This window comes from Arcticibacterium sp. GJ41-1 (genome assembly GCF_055808875.1).
In genome coordinates this window covers 1806601-1826353 of the sequence record NZ_CM147888.1, presented here as the reverse complement: position 1 = coordinate 1826353, position 19753 = coordinate 1806601, and the positions used below count along the sequence as shown (strand labels likewise).

Sequence of the window (19753 nt, the reverse complement as noted above, 5' to 3'; positions counted from 1 at the left end):
TTATTAACAAACATTCCTTATAATTACAATTATTAATTTTTTTTAGTAATGCACTGTTACTTTTAAAAAGTTATTAATTCTTTAACCTTTTTAAACCCATAGAGATTAATACTCTTTAAACCCTTTCATTACTTAATATTCAATTTTTCAAAACTAATTTATTACATGAGAAAAAAACTATTCCGATTGTTTCTTGCTCTGATGGCTGCTGTAAGCAGTACGGCCTATGCTCAAGACGCAACAATTTCAGGTAAAGTTACTGACGCCTCAGGAGAAGCCCTGTACGGTGTTAACGTAACTGTAAAAGGTACCACTAAAGGTACTATCACGGGCGAAGGTGGAGCTTACAAGATAGCTGCCGCTTCAGACCAAACTTTAACGTTTAGTTATATTGGTTTTGATTCTAAAGACATCTTGGTAGGCAACCAAACTACTATCAACGTTTCTTTGTCAGAAAATGCAAGTGTTCTAGGCGAGGTTGTAGTTACAGCATTTGGTATTGAGAAAGACAAAAAGAGCCTTGGATACTCCGTTACGCAAGTAGAAGGAGACAAGTTTACGGAGTCAAGAACTGCCAACCTTGGTAATGCATTAACAGGTAAGGTAGCTGGTGTTAATGTATCTACTCCATCTACGGGTGTAGCTGGTTCTAGTAGAGTGGTAATTAGAGGTGGTTCTTCTTTAAGTGGAAACGACCAACCTTTATATGTAATCAATGGTGTACCTATGGATAACTCAAACCTTGGAAATGCAGGTTTATGGGGAGGAAATGACAGTGGTGATGGTTTGAGTTCTATCAACCCAGATGATATAGCGAATATCTCTGTATTGAAAGGTAACACGGCATCTGCACTTTATGGCTCTAGAGCTGCCAATGGTGTCATCCTTATTACTACAAAATCTGGTAAAGGTGCTAAAGGACTAGGTATTAGTTATAATACTAACTATACCATGGACAAAGCCATTGACAGATCTGACCTTCAAGAGGTTTATGGTACTGGTGTTGACGGCATAGCACCAACTAGTTTGCAAGAAGCTTTAGACTACGGCGGTAGCTCATGGGGAGCAAAGCTTGATGGCTCTAATGTTATGCAGTTTGACGGAGTAGAAAGACCATATTCTGCTACGGGAGAAGGCATCAATGATTTCTACAGAGTAGGTAACACATGGACAAACACATTGGCTTTAGCAGGAAGCAATGATGTAGGAAACTTTAGATTCTCGGCATCTAATCTTCAAAATGAGGATATCATGCCTAACTCAGGATTTGACAGAACTACTTTCAATGCAAACATTAATGGTAAGTTTGGGAAATTTGACCTAGCGGTAACAGGACAGTACAGTTTAGAAACTGCAGAAAATAGACCAAGACTATCTGACTCTCCTGGTAATGCCAACTACACAGTAATTACTAAAGCCCCAAATATTTCGTTTTCAGACTTGATGGGCGATCCTGATAAATTAGGAGCTATGTCTGACGGTTATGAGCTGGGACATACAAGCAATGTTTATGCTACCAACCCTTACTGGGCTGCTTATCAGTTTTTACGTCTTGACGACAAAAACAGATTCTTCGGAAATGCATCTGCCACATATCATATTACTGATTGGTTATATGTAAGAGGTAGAATTGGTACTGACTTTAACTCGGTTCGTTTTGAATCAACAGAGCCTTACGGAACTGCTTATAAATTGACTGGTGATTACAATATCACAAATCGAACAATTCGTGAAGACAACGCCGACCTATTCATAGGCTTTAATAAAGACTTTGACCAAATCAGTATAGATGGTATTATCGGTGGTAATCGCATGAGAAGATCTGACGAATCATCAAGAGTTGGCGGGACAGGACTTAACGTACCTTTCTTTGGTAGTGTTAATAACGTAGCGGCCACTAGCTATTCATATGGTTTCTCTGAATATGGTATTAATTCTATCTTTGGTTCTGCAAATATTGGATATGGAAACTTCCTTTTCCTTAACTTAAGCGGAAGACAAGACCAATTTAGTACACTATCTCCAGAAAACAACACTGTTTTTTACCCATCTGTAGGACTTAGTTTTGCGTTTTCTGATGTTATCCAAAACCAACCTTCATGGTTAACTTTTGGAAAAGCTAGAATATCTTTTGCACAAGTAGGTGGTGGAGCTCCTAATCCTTACTCAAACAATCTAACTTATGCGTTACAAGGTTACCAGCATAATGGAGCCGTTTTAGGAAACATAAACAATGGTTCTATTCCAAATCCAAATCTTAAACCTTATATATCAAGTGAAATTGAGTTTGGTATGGATTTAAGATTCCTAAAGAATAGATTGGGTCTTGATTTCGCTGTTTACAAAAGAAATACAGTTGACGACATCCTTAATACTTCTATCTCTGGAACTTCTGGATACGGAAGTACTTCAATTAACGTAGGAGAGCTAGAAAACAAAGGTGTTGAGTTCTTGATTACTGGTACGCCAATTAAAACAAACGATTTCACTTGGGACTTATCTCTTAACTTTTCTAGAAACATCTCTAAGGTTCTTAACCTTGGAACAAATGCAAAAGGAGAGAACATTGAATTTCTTAACTTAGAAGAAGCAAGGTCAAGACAAGAAAGAATTCGTCACTATGTAGGCGAGCAGCTAGGTGTAATAGCTGGTTACAAGCAAGCAACCGTTGATGGTGTACCTGTTTATAGTGATGCTGGATATCCAGTTAGAGGTGATTTTGAAATGTTAGCTTTAGGAAGACATCCTATTAGTGCTGGTTTCTCAAATACTTTCTCTTACAAAAACCTTAGTTTGAGTTTCTTAATTGACATGCGTCAGGGTGGAAACATGATGTCAGGTACAAACCTTGGCCTTCACTCTGCTGGCCTTCATAAAGGTACATTGGAAGGAAGAGAAGATGGACTTACGGTTACTGGTGTAACAGCTGCCGGCGAAGCCAAAACATGGCAAATTGCCCCATCTGACGTAGATCAATATTACCAAGAGTACAGAACTATTACTGAAAACTTCATTTATGATAGTTCATTCGGTAAGTTGAGAGAGCTTTCTTTAGGCTACAGCCTTCCAGCTAGCTTACTGGCTAAGACTCCTTTTGCATCAGCAAAAGTATCTGCAGTTGGTAGAAACTTAGCTTTATTATGGTCTAGTGTTCCAAACATAGACCCAGAGAGTGGTTACACAAACATTGGTGGAGCTCAAGGTCTTGAGTACTTCTCTATGCCAACCACAAGAAACCTTGGTTTTAACCTTGCACTTTCTTTCTAATTCAAAACAATGACTTTTAAGATGAAGATAAATATAAAACAAATAGCTCTTTTCACTCTAGCTGCATTCACTTTTGCATCTTGTGATGAAGACAAACTCACAGAGTTAAACATTGACAAAAACTCTCCTACCTCCATTGATATGAGCTACCTTTTAGCTTACAGTCAATTAAGAGTGGCAGGAAGTAGATACGAAAGCTGGAGAACTAACCTTATTTATAGTTCTACCATGATACAGCATAATGCAACCTTACAAGGGTATTGGAGTGGAGATAAGTATTACTACAATTCTTCTTATAGTGGAGCATTTTGGGAAAGTCATTACACTAACCCAATTAAAAACCTTACAGAGGTAGTAGACAAAACAGCCGGAATACCAGAAATGGCAAACATTCACGCTGCTGCTCAAATAATGAGAGCTTTTGACTTACATAGAATGACTGACATCTATGGTGATATACCTTACCTACAAGCTGGTCGTGGAGTAGCAGACCAAGCTAACTGGTTTCCTTCTTACGATAGCCAGGAGGTTATTTACCAAAACCTAATAGCTGATGTTAAAGCTGCTAGAGATGAGTTTTCTGAATCGGCAAACGCTTTAGGTAACCAAGATGTTTTATTTCAAGGTGACCTTTCAAAATGGAGAAAATTTGCCAACTCTTTACTGATGAGAATTGCCATGAGAATGAGCAATGTGGACGAAGCTACAGCAAGTTCAGTTTTTGCTGAAGCAGTTGCTAGTGGAGCCATTGATGGTAATGAATCAAATGCCTTCTTAGTTCAAGAACTAGGAAACGGTGGAGATACCAACTACAATGGAACATCATTAGTTTACGCTAACCACTCAGGTGGTGGTGGAGATGATAATGCTAGAATCTCTAAGACTTTCATGGACTGGATGAACGCTAACAATGACCCTAGAAAAATGATTATTGTAGGTGGCGTTGGTAATTTTTATGACAGCAGTACTTGGAATACAGATCCAGATGCTCAGCAAGGTTTGCCAAATGGTTATACTAGTACTACCATCAAAAACATTCTCCCTGATTTTGGTACTTATAACGATTACAGTTTCCCAAATCCTGAGATTTTAGATTTAGATGACCCTACACCTTTCATCTCTCATGCAGAAGTTGAATTTATGAAAGCTGAAGCTGCGGTTAAAGGATGGATTTCTGGTAGTGCCGAAGCATATTTTAACGCTGGTGTTGCTGCTGCCATGGAGTCTTGGTCTTGGTTTGGAGTAGAAACTCCATCTCCAGAAGCCGTGAGTGCTTACATTGACGGTCTTGGTTTTGCTACTGCTCCTAATCAATTAGAATTAATTGGTGAGCAGTATTGGGCGGCTACTTATTTGAATCATATTGAATCTTGGGCAAACTACAGACGTTCTGGTTTCCCAGCGTTAGTACCAACTTCAGATCCAAATAACGTAACTGGCGGAACTATCCCTCGTAGATTAAGGTATTACGAAGATGAGGCAGGAAGTAATCCTAGTAGCTATACTGCTGCTGTGGCTGCTCAAGGCCCAGATTTAATGACTACTCGTATGTGGTGGGATAAATAATCCTAAAGATTAAATCTATAAAAAAAGGCTGTTCCGGTAATTGGAACAGCCTTTTTGCTTTTAAAGGAAACCAACTTTAGTTCAATTCCTCTATGCGTTGATCATACAGCTTTTTACTTTCTTCTACCGCCACATTAAGCTCATCCATAATACCATCAACCCTACCCTCGATGCTTTCTAACTGGGCGTTAATGTTATCAAAAGAATTTAAGGCTACCGCTACTTCCAAAGCCTTTACTACATCTACAGCATCGGTATGAAGTAGTCTTAATTTGTCAATTGCTTTTGAAGTATTTACCAGCGTACCATTGTATTTCGTTCTGGCTGTTTGAATCGCTTTTGAAAGGTCTGCTTTACTTTTGGCGTCAGACAAACTATTGGTTTGCTCTTCCATGGCAGTAAATAATCCTTCGGCTTTTGACTTTAAGTCTTCATACTCTTTGGTTAAATCCTTTACTCTTTTATCCACTTTTTCCCAGTTGCCATATACCTTGGCAAATTCCTTATCCTCATTTTTAGCATCTGCTAAAGCTGCCTGCAAGCCACTTAAAGAACTTAGGCCTTTGGTAACATTTTCGTTTGTGGTGTTTTTATCTTTTTCAAAAGTCTCCACTTGTTTTTGAAAAGCGGCTTTTAGTCTAGGTAAATCTTCCGGACTTTTATTTTTCCAGCAAGAGCTTGCTATCAAACTCAAGAGAAATAAAGGGGCAAGTATTTTTTTCATTTGATTTATTTTTTTGAACAATCTCCAAAACTAACATTTTCAAAACATAATCCAATTTGACCTGACTAATATCTATTCGTTTCAATGGCCTTTATTGCGTAAATTTGACCTATAAATTTTAACCATTTTAGTATGCCTCGTTTAGCACTTTTACTTTGCTTATTCCTATCACTAAGTTTCAGCACTTCAGCTCAAGAAAAACCAGCTTTTTTGACCAACTATAATGGAGTTTGGGTTGATTCTGTTTTTAATTCTTTGACTATAGACCAGAAAATAGGTCAACTTTTAATGCCAAGAGGTAATTTCTCTGGCCAAGGGTATGAACCAGAAAAACTAAAAGAATGGGTTACAAAATATCAAATAGGAGGCTTAGCCATGTTTGCCGGTCAGCCAAGTGTTCAGGCTCAAATAATTAACGACCTTCAAGAGCTTTCTGAAGTACCGCTATTGATAGGAATGGACTTTGAATGGGGCTTAGCCATGCGACTAGACAGTACTGTTAGGTTTCCTTACCAACTTTCTTTGGGGGCTATGGATGGCGAAACCAACCTCATAGAAGCTATGGGAAGAGAGATAGCTCTTCAATGTAAAAGACTAGGCGTTCATGTTAATTATGGACCCGTGGCGGATGTCAATGTTAACCCAAATAATCCTGTCATTAACTTCCGTTCTTTTGGTGAAGATAAATTAGACGTGGCAAGAAAAGCCATGGCATACATGAAAGGGCTTCAAAGTGAGCACGTGATTGCTACTGCAAAACATTTTCCAGGTCATGGCGATACAGGTGTAGATTCTCATTATGATTTACCCGTAATTCCTCACAATAGAGCCAGACTTGACAGCATTGAGTTATTTCCTTTCAAGACCATGATAAACAATGGCTTAAGTGGCGTTATGACGGCCCACTTAAGCATACCAGCATTAGATGACACGCCCAACCTAGCGGCCACACTTTCTCCTAAAATTATTACAGGCGTACTAAAGAAAGACCTAGGCTTTGAAGGTTTAACCTTTACCGATGCCATGGATATGCAGGGAATTACGAAGCATTTCCCAAATGGAACGGCTTTGGTGCAAGCCATTATAGCAGGAAACGATATTCTAGAAACGTTCATTGATGTCCCTACTGCGGTAAAGGCCATAAAAGCTGCTTTAAAAACTGGAGAACTCACCGAGGAAATATTGAACGAACGTGTTTTAAAGATTTTGAAAGCTAAATCATGGGTAGGTTTAGAACATTACAAGCCTACGGAGGTAAACAATCTCATTACAGATTTAAACACAAAGAATGCCGATTACCTCAATAGAGAATTTGCCGAAAAAACACTTACGCTGGTTAAAAACGAGAACAACATTTTACCAATAAGAAACTTACAAAGCAAAATAGCTTTTGTATCTCTCGACGACCCTCAGACCACACTTTTTCAAGAAATGGCGAGCAACTATACCAAGGTTGATTTTTATAATATGCCTGCCAAGCCATCTGAAAGCCTGATAAAAGTTATTCAAAACAAAACCAAAGATTACGAACAACTGGTAGTAGGTGTACACCTTCAAAGTATCAGGCCTTACAGCAATTATGGCGTAACAGAAGGAAACCAAGCGGCTTTAAATGCTCTCTTAGAAAACCCGAACGTAACCGTAGTACTTTTTGGAAACGCTTTCGCTTTGGATAAAATTAATGGCTTAGAAAAAGCCAAAGCCATAGTGGTGGCCAACCAACTTTCGCCTTACATGGAAGAGGCAGCTACCCAAGCTATTTTTGGAGCAATTCCTTTCTTAGGTCATTTACCCGTAACCGTAAATAAAATGTACCCATACCGCCATGGTCTATACCCTGCGGCTCTAAAAAGGCTTGCTTACGGTGTTCCTGAGCAGGTAGGACTAAATTCAACAACACTTAATGCTAGAATTGATTCTGTAATATATCATGGATTAACGGAGAAAGCATACCCAGGAGCGGTAATGCAAGTAGCCAAAGACGGAAGGGTGATTTACCGAAAAGCAATTGGTTTCCATACCTATAAAGATGCTAAAAACGGTGTAGTTTTAGAAGAAGAGCAAACCTTTGAAAAAGGCAATAAAGATGTTATGGATAATTATGACCCATTTGAGCCAAATAGTCAAATAGGTTCTCCTATACTTATTGGAAACAATGAAGCTAAAAAACTACGTGGTTCGGTTCAATTGAACGACCTCTATGGTCTTGCTTCGGTTACTAAAATAAGTACCTCCGCCCTAGCAGTAATGCAACTTATGACCGAGAATAAGTTTGAGTTAGACGCTCCATTTGGTCAATATTATGAAGAGTTTAAAGGCACCAACAAAGAAAACTTGACTTTCAGAGATATGCTTACGCATAAAAGTGGTCTCAAAGCTTGGATTCCTTTCTGGATGGACTGTATTGACAGCCTAACTACCATAAATAAGGGATTGATAAAGCATCCTGAGTTATTATCAAAGTTTGAATATTTCCCAGAACCTGAATTGAACTTTTTTCAGCGAATATTTAGGAAAAAGACTCCTCCTGCTATTGACTACCAAGGCTCTGTCTTGAGAAATAATGATTTATGGCTAAGCTTGATGGATACCGAAACCATCACCTGGAAGCCCAATATTTTTTCAAACGCCCCTTCTGATACCTTTACTGTGCAGGTAGCAGATACACTTTGGCTTCATAAAGATTACAAAAAGACCATTTTCAAGCAGATAGAAACGTCTAAAGTAAAACCAGAGCAAGGCTACGTATATAGTGATATGCACTATTACTTTTACCCAGAGATAGTACCTAGAATAACAGGAAAACCATGGGAAGCATACTTAAAAGAAACGTACAAAGACCTAGGAGCAAACTCGCTAACATATAACCCTAGACGTTTTTATCCTTTAAACCAAATAGTACCAACAGAACTAGATACGCTTTTCAGAAAATCTCAAATTCATGGTAGAGTACATGATGAAGGTGCGGCTCTATTAAGTGGAGTATCCGGTCATGCAGGCCTTTTTGGAAACGCTAATGACCTGATGAAGCTTATGCAAATGTATCTTCAAAACGGCTATTACGGTGGCAAGCAATTCATTTCGCCAGAGGTTATCATGGAATGTACCAAATATCAATTTGACCCCATAGAAAACAGAAGAGCGATAGCTTTTGACAAACTTCACCCTAATAAAGAAATTGCCAACGGCCCTCAAAAAGGCTCTGACTTAAGTTACGGCCATAGTGGCTACACGGGCACTTTTACATGGATAGACCCACTTTACGACATGGTTTATGTATTCCTTTCTAACAGAGTTTACCCGACTAGAGACAATGGAAAAATAAGCCAAATGAACATCCGTACGGAAGTGGGAAATCAAATTTATAAAACCATTCTAGGGGAATAATCCCCTAGAATAGCCTTTCTTATTTACTAAGAATTTCTAATTCGGCTTGGTATAACTTTGGCTCAAAAGTAGCTGAGTCGTTTAGAAACTGTACACCTCCATTGTTATAAGCTTTCCATTCAGGCAGCCCTTCACCATTAGGGTTGCCTGTTTTTATGAAGTTCAGCCAATAAGAAGATATTAATGTTTCCGCATTGCGGTCAATGTCTCTCCATGGTCTGTCCCATGTATGTAGGTTGTGCAATGTCAATGGCACATCTGAAGTATGAAAAGCCCCATAATCAGGAAAATCTGGCTTTTCTACAGGAACGTAACTTATCTCATATACATAGACAGGTTGGCTATTATACTTTGCCAAAAGATGCACTGGTAAACCAGCAAAGCTTAACATGTTTTTCTTGCTAATACTTGATTGCAGTTCGTCCGAGTTATTTCCTGGAAAAAGGCCTAGGTAGTCTTCTGCTTTTTCACCAAATTCTTCTGTTATTTCTTTTTTGTACTCCTCAGGAGAAATCTCTGGAGCAGAAAGTAACTTACCATCGCCAGACACCCATCCTCCTAAAAAGGGTACACTATTAAACTCTCCAGATTTAAAAGAACCTTCCAAATCATTTGCCAGCACTACGTCATCTCTTACTGGAGCATAACTTGTATAACCTACCTTATTTACCATTCCAAAGAGTTCTTCGGCAGGTACCTCACGTAATTCTCGCATGCTTTTGCCATCTAATTTATCAAAAAGCTCTTTCCCCTTAAGCTCAGCTTCTTCTAAAGTCACCGCTCTGTTTCCTCCAAGGAAACCTCCACTTTGACCAATAGCTTTATGGAATAGTCCTTTTGCTAATGGCGAAGCCACCAAAGAATGAACGCTCATACTTCCTGCTGACTGTCCTGCTACCGTAACATTATCAGGGTCGCCACCAAAAGCTTCAATGTTCTTTTGCACCCATTTAAGAGCTTGAATTTGGTCTAGTAGCCCATAATTCCCTGAAATTCCTTGCTCATTTTCACTGCTTAATTCTGGGTGAGCGATGTAACCGAACATATTTACACGGTAATTTATGCTAACAAAAACCACGTCTTGTTTGGCATATTCTTCTCCGTCATAAATAGCACAGCCCGCAGAACCAGAATTGAAACCTCCACCGTATATCCAGACAAAAACTGGTTTCTTTTCTTTTGATTTTTTTGACCAAATATTTAAGTAAAGACAATCTTCACTAAGCGGTTCTGGAGGAGAGATAAACTCTTCCGACCACATTCTAAAAGGCCTTGGTTCAGACTGAATTGGGCTTGCAGAAAATTCTTTGGTCTGTAGTACGCCATCCCAAGACTTATGTTCTTGCGGTGCTTTCCATCTTAAATCTCCAGTAGGCGGTGCTGCGAAAGGAATGCCTTTGAAAATATTAATATCGCCTTTCTCAAATCCCTCTACCGTTCCTTTATCGGTTTTAACAATAAAACTCTGTTCAGGTTTACAGCCTAGGGCAACAAAAAGAATGCATAAATAACTAAGTAATTTCATGAGGTAGGTATTGGGTTGAAAGCTTGAAATTAAGTTTTTCTTTCAATTTCTCTATCCTACCTTATAATATTAGTTATCTCTTTCGAAGTCATCTTCAAAAACCACATGGCCATCTAAATCAGAGATTTTAATATTATCTACCGCACCTCTTCCTTTGATGAAGTATTGAATACCACATAAATCGCCAATTTGTCCTTCATAAGGACTTTCAAAAATGAGCTCTTCATCTACAAACATCTTCGCTACTTGGTCTTTCATGATAACTTTAACATCTCGCCAATAGGATAAGTCAATCCCCAATTTCCTTAATTTAGTCCTCTCTTCAATGCTTTTAAAGTGCGTATCAGCAATTAGCATATTTGCATATATAGTGGCATCTGGCGACAATAAGTTAAAAGCTAGTTGTTTTCCCTCTAATCCAAATAAATTCAGACTTACATCGTAAGCCCAAGCACTACCCATTTCAGGAGAATTTTTAACACGTGTTTCGAAAATTAAAGCATCGCCTTTAACATTGAAATCCCTAAACATTTGAAAGTTACCGTAAACTTCTTTAACATCTGGTGGAGCCAAGGCCGCCGGTAACCTCATAACACCCTTGTCTATAAACGGAATATTGTATATAGGCTTATCTAAATTTACACTACCCCACCAATCTCTTGTTTTCACAACGAGTATTTGAGTCTTAATAGGTTTACTATCTACCATAAGCCTAACAGACCTCCTCCCTGGTGTACGAAACTTAAATTTTTGATTACCTTCTCTTTTAAGAATAGGTTCGACCTGTCCATTAATATCAAATAAGGCTCTACTGTAATCTAAATTTTTTAGGTCATAATCTATATCAACCTCTTCATCAAAAAAAAGCTCTGAACCATTATTAATTCTAAAACCAGGCTCCGAAATCTTAGATTGTCCGCCGTAACTCCAATAAATAAAAGCAAGACCAAAGACTATCACTGCAGATAAAGTCAGATACCATTTTGGCTCAATTCCCACCAACCCTTTGCTGATTTTCTTGCTATCCGTATTTTTCAGACAAAAATCTTTGAAATGTTCGTAGCCAAGATAAACTGAAAATGCATCTTTATTCTTATCACTAAAAGACTTGTTATAGCTAAGATCTAAAAATCGCCTTATTGAATCTTTTGAAACACTCCTTCTACTGGCTATAGCTAAACCAAACTTCTTGGATAAAGCTTCGTCCACCTCATCCTTTATCTCATTGTAAAAACCATCCTTATTGTTAATGGAAACTAAGCCTTCGTATTTTTCTGCAAAGGTTACCTGCTTTTCTTTATCCCAATTCTGTCGAATTTTAAGATGAACAGCTTCTCGCAGCTTTCGGGTATATATTCTTTCTGGCGTCATAAGTGGTTTGTAGTAGAACACTGCAATTTAATAGTTTAATGTCATTTGCAAAAGGTTTGCAAAGACCTAGAAAAACTCTTGCAATCGATTCTTAACTGAAAATAGTGATTTTTGGCTTATTAAGAGGTATCAGAAACCATCCTTTCTCGCTTACTTAAAATCTACAAACTTATATGAACTACTTTTCTACAAAAGTTGAAAAATTAATAGGTAGCAACCTAAAAGAAGTTTCTCACTTCAAAGCTGATATAAATTATACATGTATCCATTTAAAAAATGGAGAAAAGCACATGTTAAGTTATACCCTGAAACGCTTTGAAGAAATGCTTGAGGACTCTGACAATTTTGTTAGAATACATAGAAGATATATTGTCAATTTCGATTTTGTCTCACAAAGTAATAAACATGAAGTTCAATTAAGGAGTGGCGAATTTCTTCCTATTGCTAGGAGAAAGAGAAATTTAAGTAATAGTCTTTAAAAGACTATTAACTTCTCTTTTACCTCTTTACTTTTTTCAGGTAAATTCACCTTAATCTCTTCACTCAAAACCTCTACTAATCGTTTCTTCACAAAATCCCTTTTGGTAACTAAACTTATCTTTCTAACTGGTTTAGGTTCAGCAAACTGTTTTACATTTTTCAGTTGCTCATCTGTTAAATGGAGGGTAGCCAGTTCTGGCAAAATAGTAATGCCCAAATGTTTGTCTGCCAAATAACGTAAGGTTTCTAAACTGCCTGAAGTGTACTCCACTTTATTGGTTATCTGCTTACGCAACTCGCAAAACTTCATAATTTGAGACCTAAAACAATGCCCTTCTTCTAAAAGAAGTAATTCATTAACATCAATATCTTCCGCTATCAGATACTCTTTTTCAAACTCTCTCGGTGTATAAACCACAAAGGCTTCATTATATAGGTGTATCTCTTTGATAGTTTTATCATTTTCAGGTGGCACCAAAATACCAACATCTAGTTCCCCTTTGTCTAGTTTTAAAAGAATTTGCTCGGTTATGAGCTCACTAATTTTCAGTTTGACGTCCGGATATTTATCTACAAAAGACTGAATAAACAAAGGCAACAGATACGGAGCAATTGTCGGTATCACTCCTGCTCTTAGCTCCCCTCCTATATAGTTATTTGCCGTACTTGCTATTTCTTCAAATCGCTTTACTTCCAATAATATTTGACGAGCCTGAATAATTAAGCTCTCACCAGCATCTGTAGGGCAAACGGGCTGCCTACTTCTGTCAAAAACTTTAAGGCCTAACTCCTCTTCAAGTTTTTGAACCATCATACTTAATGTAGGCTGCGTAACGTGACAGGCCTCTGCGGCACGTGCAAAATGCCTATGCTGATCTACCGCCAATAAATACTCCAACTGCTGTATATTCATTCTTAAAATTTGTAACTTGATTATCAAATCAACTAATACCTTTCTATCCAAAGAACAAAGATACGATATAAATAAAATCTATCTATTCATAAATATTATCAGTTTGACTTATCGACCATATCCATCTACTTTTGAATAACATTTAAAAAGAACATAAATCAATCCGAATAAAGAAATGGCAAAAAGACTTACCACTTCCGCTGGAGCACCAATAGGAAGTAATCAAAAATCATTGACCGCAGGAAACAGAGGACCTGTTTTACTTCAAGATTATCAGCTTATTGAAAAATTGGCTCACCAAAACCGCGAGCGTATTCCAGAAAGAGTAGTGCATGCCAAAGGTTGGGGTGCTCAAGGTACTTTCACAGTAACGCATGACATTTCTAAATACACAAGAGCCAAAATATTCTCTGAAGTAGGAAAGCAAACGCCAATGTTGGCAAGATTTTCTACCGTAGCCGGTGAAATGGGAGCCGCAGATACAGAAAGAGACGTTAGAGGTTTCTCTTTGAAATTTTATACAGAAGAAGGTAACTGGGATTTAGTAGGAAATAATACGCCTGTTTTCTTTATTAGAGACGGTTACAAATTCCCTGATTTCATCAGAACCCAAAAAAGACATCCTAAATCTAACTTACGTTCTCCTGAGGCTATGTGGGATTTTTGGTCGCAAGTACCAGAATCTTTACACCAGGTAACTATTTTGATGTCAGATAGAGGTATTCCTAAGGCTCCAATGTTTATGAATGGATACGGTTCTCATACGTTTTCTTTCTGGAACAATGACGGAGAACGTTTTTGGGTAAAGTTCCACTTCAAAACAATGCAAGGGCATCAGCATTATACGAATGAAGAAGCTGCTGAAGTAATTGGTCAAACGCGTGAAAAGTATCAAGAAGAGCTTTTCGGAGGAATTGAAAAAGGAGAGTTTCCTAAATGGGCTGTAAAGGTTCAAATCATGCCAGAGAAAGAGGCGGAGCAAACACCTTATAACCCTTTCGACTTAACTAAAGTGTGGCCACATGGAGATTATCCATTGATAGACGTTGGAGTAATTGAACTAAACAAAAACCCTGACAACTATTTCCAATACGTTGAAAACGCTGCCTATTCTCCTTCTAATGTTGTACCGGGTATTGGTTTTTCTCCAGATAAAGTATTGCAAGCGAGAATTTTCTCTTATGCAGATGCACACAGATACAGATTAGGCACCCATTACGAAGCCTTACCTGCAAATGCTGCTCTTTCAGAAGTAAACCATTACCACAAAGATGGTTCTATGCGTTTCTTTGATAATAACTCTGCAAATCCAGATGCGTACTATGAGCCAAATACAAAAGGCGGCCCAATAGAAGACCCATCTGTATTAGAACCACCAATGAGTATTGATGGCGACATTCAACGTTATGAAGAAAACGACACTTATGGTGAGTACAAACAGCCAGGTGACCTTTTCAGAATGTTTAATGATGACCAAAAAGAAAGACTTTTCAATAACATAGCTGGTGCCATGCAGGGTGTTTCTATGGAAATAATTGAACGTCAGTTAGTTCATTTTGACAAAGCTGACCCAGCCTACGGAAATGGTGTCAGAAAAGCTTTAGGAATAACACCTTTAGGAAATTATTAATTTTTAGACTTAAAATCATAATAAAAGGATGGCCGAATAGGCTGTCCTTTTTAAATATATCACATGGATTTTTTCGATTTAATCAGGAAAGGAGAATTAGAACAAATTAAAACTGAATTAGCTGCAAACCCAGCTTTACTAGAAACTAAAAACGACCGTGGGTTTCCACCCTTGGTTTTAGCCACTTATTCAGAGCAACTAGAAATTTCAGAATACTTCTTAGAACGCGGTGCAGATATTAATGCTTTAGATGCTGCTGGAAATACAGCATTGATGGGTGTTTGTTTTAAAGGTTATAAAGAGATTGTAGAAATGCTATTGAGCAAAAATGCCAAAGTAAACATTCAAAATAGTCATGGAGCTACTGCTTTGATATATGCAAGTACCTTCGGTCAAACGGCTATTGCCAAATTACTTTTAGATGCTGGTGCAGATAAGACATTGGTAGACGAAAGAGGCAACACTGCTTTTATGCATGCCAAATTTCAGGGAGTTAAAGAGCTTCAAACACTTTTGGAAGAAGCTTAAACACCTTTTCTTTCATAAAAAAATCCGTGTCAATTTCTTCTCAAGAAGATTTCAACACGGATTTTTCTTTTTTATTCAATACTCAATAAAGGTTATCACCTTCTTCGTCGTCATCAGACAGAAACTTATTTGGGTCAAAAAGATTGTCAAGTAAGTCATTAAAATGAAGTCCTTTATCTAGTGATTGCTTACTAATTAAAGAGAACTCTGCTAAACCATGAAGAGCAAACTCCATCATAAATAGCTGCTGTTTTCCTTTTAATTCTGGATGTAAAAGCACCACTAATTCTTTAAGACCATCAATGGTTCTTAACCTAGCTGCATACTCCTTATCGGTAAGGTCGTTTAGTATATCAATCTCATTTCCATTGGCAAACCAAGAAGTAATTTCCGTGTAAGGATTTTTAATACTCTTCTTTTTCTTAATAATTTCTGGGTCAGGAAAGTACTTTAAAAACTCTGTTCTCACCGCTTTTCCTATCAAACTCTGAGCTACATAAACCGGTCCTTCTACTTCGCCTTCATATACCAACTCTATTTTACCATTGATAGCCGGAATAGCTCCGTAAAGGTCTCCTAACCTAGCATACACGTCTTTTTCACCATTGATTAATGCTCTACGCTCCGCAGAACTTATCAAGTTTTCAAATGCAGAAATAGTCATTCTAGCAGAAACTCCAGACTTAGAATCTACATATTCACTTTCTCTAGCTTCTACGGCTATTTGCTCTACTAAATCTTTTAGAATTTCGTCTGCTTTAATTTTCTCTTGCCCTTTCTTTAAAACAGCTTCTTGTTCCGTAATTTTTCTACCAATCTCAATAGACTTAGGATAATGTGTCACTATCTGCGAGTCTATTCTGTCCTTTAGAGGGGTTACTATACTTCCTCTATTGGTATAATCTTCAGGATTGGCTGTAAACAAGAATTGGATATCAAGTGGCAATCTTAATTTGAAACCTCTGATTTGAATATCACCCTCTTGAAGAATATTGAAAAGAGAAACCTGAATTCTTGCTTGCAAATCTGGTAACTCATTGATAACAAAAATACATCTGTTAGAGCGTGGGATTAATCCAAAGTGAAGTACACGTTCGTCAGAATAAGGTAATTTCAAAGTAGCAGCTTTTATTGGATCCACATCACCAATCAAATCGGCAACAGACACATCTGGCGTGGCTAATTTCTCATTATATCGCTCATCTCTGGCTAGCCAGACTATCGGCGTATCATCACCTTTTTCGGCAATCAAATCATGTGAATACCTTGAAAGTGGCTTTAATGGGTCGTCATTTAGTTCAGAACCAGCCACTATTGGAATATACTCGTCTAGCAAATTGACCATTAATCTTGCGATTTTGGTTTTAGCCTGCCCTCTTAGTCCCAAAAGATTGATATGATGTTTTGAAAGAATAGCTCTTTCTACATCAGGTATTACGGTATCCTCATAACCCCAAATCCCTTCAAAAACCTGCTCTTTATTCTTTATTTTTTCAATCAAATTATCTCTAAGCTCATCTTTGATAGACTTGCTTTCATATTTGATTTTCTTTAATTCCCCGAGTGTTTTAACTTTTAAATACTGCTTGTCAAAAGACATAATTATATGACAGGTTTTAATTTCTTGAACTATTAAACGAAAGTTTTTCAGTCTAAGCCCTATTAACAGTAATAAAACCAAACGAATTCCTAATTTTGAAAAAAACAATTCGGTAGATGAATTCTAAAACCCTTTTAGCAAGAAAAAGAGTAGCCCTAGTAGCTCATGATAACATGAAAGCACAGCTGGTAGAATGGGCTAAGTATAATAAAGCCACACTCCTGAAGCATCAGCTTTTTGCCACAGGAACCACAGGAACACTTCTTGAAGATGCTCTTGATGTACATATCACTAAACTTATGAGTGGTCCGTTAGGTGGTGACCAACAGATAGGTGCATTAATAGCCGAAGGTAAAATTGACGTATTAGTTTTCTTTTGGGACCCAATGTCCGCCCAGCCACACGATCCAGATATAAAAGCTTTATTAAGATTAGGTGCTGTTTGGAATATTCCGATTGCTTGTAATCGCTCTTCTGCAGATTTCTTACTAACGTCGCCTATTATGAATCAAGAATATGAAGCAACACTTCCAGATTATGCCTCATATTTGAATAGAAAAGTTTAATATCCAGTTCCTTATCAATACTTTTGCAAAAAAAAGCCTTCTTGAAGCTTAAAATACTATTTCTCCTCCTATTCGTGCAAACTGCCTACGGTGCTAAAACTGGCCCCGAAGATGGATACTTTGTGGTATATAACTTATCGCAGGATCTACATGTTTACAATGAACAAGAGAAGGCCTACGAACCATATATAGAGGGTATTACTCCCCCTAATTCTGCTCACACCGTTTTCTTTGAAACCGCCAAATACCAGTATGCTACGCTCTTGATTAGAACTGACGTACCTAAGAGTTATGTGTTTATCAATGGCTTGCTCTACAAAAATCTAGCAGAAGACGAATGGTTAGAAATTCCTATCAAAGAGCTCAATAGTTATGGTGAACAAATAGCTCTATCTTTTTACGGAAGCACAAACCCTCAATATAAAGAGATGATTATAGGTAGCAAAGTGAGTAAAGCTACCCTTTCTTCTAAAATTATTAGAGATAACCTTTTTAACATGAAGCTAAGAGAACAACTCGCTAACTTCAATGTTTACATCATACTCCTGCTCATAATTTTCACGTTTTTAACACTTTTAAGTGTAATTAACCCAAAAGCATTTAATGAGTACTTTAATTTTCAAGACCTACTCACTGTCAAAATAAGAGACACTAAACTACTTATTAGCAAGCCCCTTAATCAGATAAATATCACTTTTTTGGTGCTTTTAAGTATGCTCAGCAGCTTTTTCTACTTGCTCCTTAGAGGAAAAGGGATTTATATGTTCCAAAATCAATTCCCTCATACTGAGGTACTGAGTAGTTTTTCGTTCTTATTTATATTCCTCAAAGTAACTCTTCTCTGTGTAGCAGGCTACTTAGGAAAATACTTCCTCCTAAACATTGCAGGAAACCTTTTCGGTTTAGAAAAGTCTATCAATATTCATTATTTCAAAGTAATTCAGTTTAATCTTTTTGCTTTTTTTATAATTGGAATTGGGCTTTACGCCTATTTTATAACACCCTCATCCCTTAACCTAAACTTAGGTTTTACTTTACCTTTAATGGGCTTTTTGATTTATGGATTGCGTACCGCACTCGTTTACTTCACTATTTTAAAAAGTACAGGTATTCAAAGTGTTTATTTATTTGCTTACCTTTGTGTCGTTGAAATTCTGCCAGTTTTTATAGGTATCGGATTTGCTTTTTAAATTAAAATTGATAGACTAACAATTTAGAATATTTTAAAATTTAAAGGTTTAAATAGAACATCTGGAAATTTCCAATAGACTATGAGTGATGTAGCACTCAGGTTTTCGTTAACCCAATTAACAATCAAAATACGCTACTCTAGAATGAGTCAAAACTTAGAGCAAGATCTTGGGAAGGAAAGAAAGAAAAAGGTAGAAAGTGTTTTAGTCACCTTATCTGACCCATTAAAAGCAGGGAAAAATAATACGCCTTACGACAAATTGAAGGAAACATATGGCATCAAAGTAGACTTTAGAAACTTTATTGCTATTGACGGATTGTCTTCAAAAGAGTTTAGAAAGCAAAAAGTTGATATTCTTAGCCATACGGCCATCATTTTTACAAGTAGAAATGCTGTTGACCACTTCTTCAGACTTTGTGGAGAGTTAAGAATAGAAATGCCAATTGACATGAAATACTTCTGTATTTCGGAGCAAACGGCTAACTACCTTCAGAAATACATTACCATTAGAAAGCGTAAGATATTCTCCGGAACTAGAACCGCAGCCGATCTTGAACCATTCTTGGTTAAGAATAAAAAAGAAAAGTTCTTATTTCCATGTTCAAATATTAGAAATGACAGTATTCCTGATATGATGGAGAAAAACGGAATTTCTCTGACAGAAGCCATCATTTACGAAACTGGGCCTGCAGATTTATCTGACTTGACCGAGGTTTTTTATGATGTCATTTGTTTCTTTAGTCCATCTGGTGTTCAAGCATTAGTCCAAAACTTTGAAGGTTGGCAGCAAAAAAACACAAGACTTGCAGCTTTCGGATCTACTACGGCTCAGGCCATAAAAGATGAAGGTTTAATTTGTGACATTCAAGCACCGCTACCAAATGCCCCCTCTATGACAGGAGCATTAGAATTGTATATTAAAGAAGCTAATAATTTATAGATTTCCTAAGTAAAAACGACGGTCAAACTTCCAAATATTAAGACGATATACATCCTAAAGAGAT

General features: G+C 37.4%; 14 protein-coding genes. 9 read left to right on the top strand and 5 right to left on the bottom strand.

Going from position 1 to position 19753, the window contains the following annotated elements:
* The first annotated feature begins 165 nt into the window (after positions 1-165).
* Positions 166-3267, top strand: coding sequence for a SusC/RagA family TonB-linked outer membrane protein (locus tag AC0L6O_RS07355; RefSeq protein ID WP_473307473.1), 3102 nt, complete (start codon positions 166-168; stop codon positions 3265-3267).
* Positions 3268-3288: 21 nt separating this feature from the next.
* Complete coding sequence (locus tag AC0L6O_RS07350; protein ID WP_473307471.1) at positions 3289-4833, top strand: SusD/RagB family nutrient-binding outer membrane lipoprotein; 1545 nt, start codon at positions 3289-3291, stop codon at positions 4831-4833.
* Positions 4834-4909: 76 nt separating this feature from the next.
* Here the strand turns inward: AC0L6O_RS07350 and AC0L6O_RS07345 are convergent, their stop codons facing one another.
* On the bottom strand, positions 4910-5557 hold the full coding sequence (locus AC0L6O_RS07345; RefSeq protein WP_473307470.1) for a hypothetical protein: 648 nt from the start codon (positions 5555-5557) through the stop codon (positions 4910-4912).
* Between the two features lie 132 nt (positions 5558-5689).
* Between AC0L6O_RS07345 and AC0L6O_RS07340 the strand changes: the two genes are divergently transcribed.
* Positions 5690-8944 (top strand): glycoside hydrolase family 3 N-terminal domain-containing protein, encoded by a 3255-nt coding sequence (locus AC0L6O_RS07340; protein ID WP_473307469.1) that lies wholly within the window; start codon positions 5690-5692, stop codon positions 8942-8944.
* Between the two features lie 19 nt (positions 8945-8963).
* On the opposite strand, the gene AC0L6O_RS07335 is transcribed toward AC0L6O_RS07340, so the two are convergent.
* Positions 8964-10469, bottom strand: coding sequence for a carboxylesterase/lipase family protein (locus tag AC0L6O_RS07335; protein ID WP_473307467.1), 1506 nt, complete (start codon positions 10467-10469; stop codon positions 8964-8966).
* Between the two features lie 69 nt (positions 10470-10538).
* Entirely contained in the window at positions 10539-11840 is a 1302-nt protein-coding gene (locus tag AC0L6O_RS07330) for a hypothetical protein (protein ID WP_473307466.1), read from the bottom strand.
* Between the two features lie 173 nt (positions 11841-12013).
* Between AC0L6O_RS07330 and AC0L6O_RS07325 the strand changes: the two genes are divergently transcribed.
* Positions 12014-12319: a LytR/AlgR family response regulator transcription factor gene (locus AC0L6O_RS07325; RefSeq protein ID WP_473307464.1), complete on the top strand. Its 306-nt coding sequence runs from the start codon at positions 12014-12016 to the stop codon at positions 12317-12319.
* Here AC0L6O_RS07325 and AC0L6O_RS07320 read toward each other — a convergent pair.
* Positions 12316-13233, bottom strand: a complete 918-nt coding sequence (locus AC0L6O_RS07320; protein ID WP_473307462.1) for a LysR substrate-binding domain-containing protein — start codon at positions 13231-13233, stop codon at positions 12316-12318. The genes AC0L6O_RS07325 and AC0L6O_RS07320 overlap by 4 nt on opposite strands.
* 175 nt (positions 13234-13408) lie before the next feature.
* Here AC0L6O_RS07320 and AC0L6O_RS07315 point away from each other — a divergent pair, with 175 nt between their 5' ends.
* Together AC0L6O_RS07315 and AC0L6O_RS07310 are read left to right on the top strand one after the other, a co-directional pair.
* Complete coding sequence (locus tag AC0L6O_RS07315; protein WP_473307460.1) at positions 13409-14863, top strand: catalase; 1455 nt, start codon at positions 13409-13411, stop codon at positions 14861-14863.
* A 63-nt stretch (positions 14864-14926) separates the two neighbouring features.
* Positions 14927-15391 carry an ankyrin repeat domain-containing protein gene (locus AC0L6O_RS07310; RefSeq protein ID WP_473307457.1) on the top strand — a complete coding sequence of 155 codons (465 nt, stop codon included), beginning with the start codon at positions 14927-14929 and terminating at the stop codon, positions 15389-15391.
* Between the two features lie 82 nt (positions 15392-15473).
* Here the strand turns inward: AC0L6O_RS07310 and AC0L6O_RS07305 are convergent, their stop codons facing one another.
* The gene (locus tag AC0L6O_RS07305; protein WP_473307455.1) at positions 15474-16991 is read right to left on the bottom strand and encodes a magnesium chelatase; all 1518 of its coding nucleotides are present in this window, start codon (positions 16989-16991) and stop codon (positions 15474-15476) included.
* A gap of 116 nt (positions 16992-17107) precedes the next feature.
* On the opposite strand from AC0L6O_RS07305, the gene AC0L6O_RS07300 reads away from it, so the two are divergent.
* From AC0L6O_RS07300 to AC0L6O_RS07290, 3 genes are all read left to right on the top strand, one after another.
* On the top strand, positions 17108-17557 hold the full coding sequence (locus AC0L6O_RS07300) for a methylglyoxal synthase (RefSeq protein ID WP_473307453.1): 450 nt from the start codon (positions 17108-17110) through the stop codon (positions 17555-17557).
* Between the two features lie 74 nt (positions 17558-17631).
* The gene (locus tag AC0L6O_RS07295; protein WP_473307451.1) at positions 17632-18747 is read left to right on the top strand and encodes a DUF4271 domain-containing protein; all 1116 of its coding nucleotides are present in this window, start codon (positions 17632-17634) and stop codon (positions 18745-18747) included.
* A gap of 144 nt (positions 18748-18891) precedes the next feature.
* A complete protein-coding gene (locus AC0L6O_RS07290) occupies positions 18892-19689 on the top strand; it encodes a uroporphyrinogen-III synthase (protein WP_473307450.1) in 798 nt (265 codons plus the stop codon).
* Positions 19690-19753 lie beyond the last annotated feature (64 nt).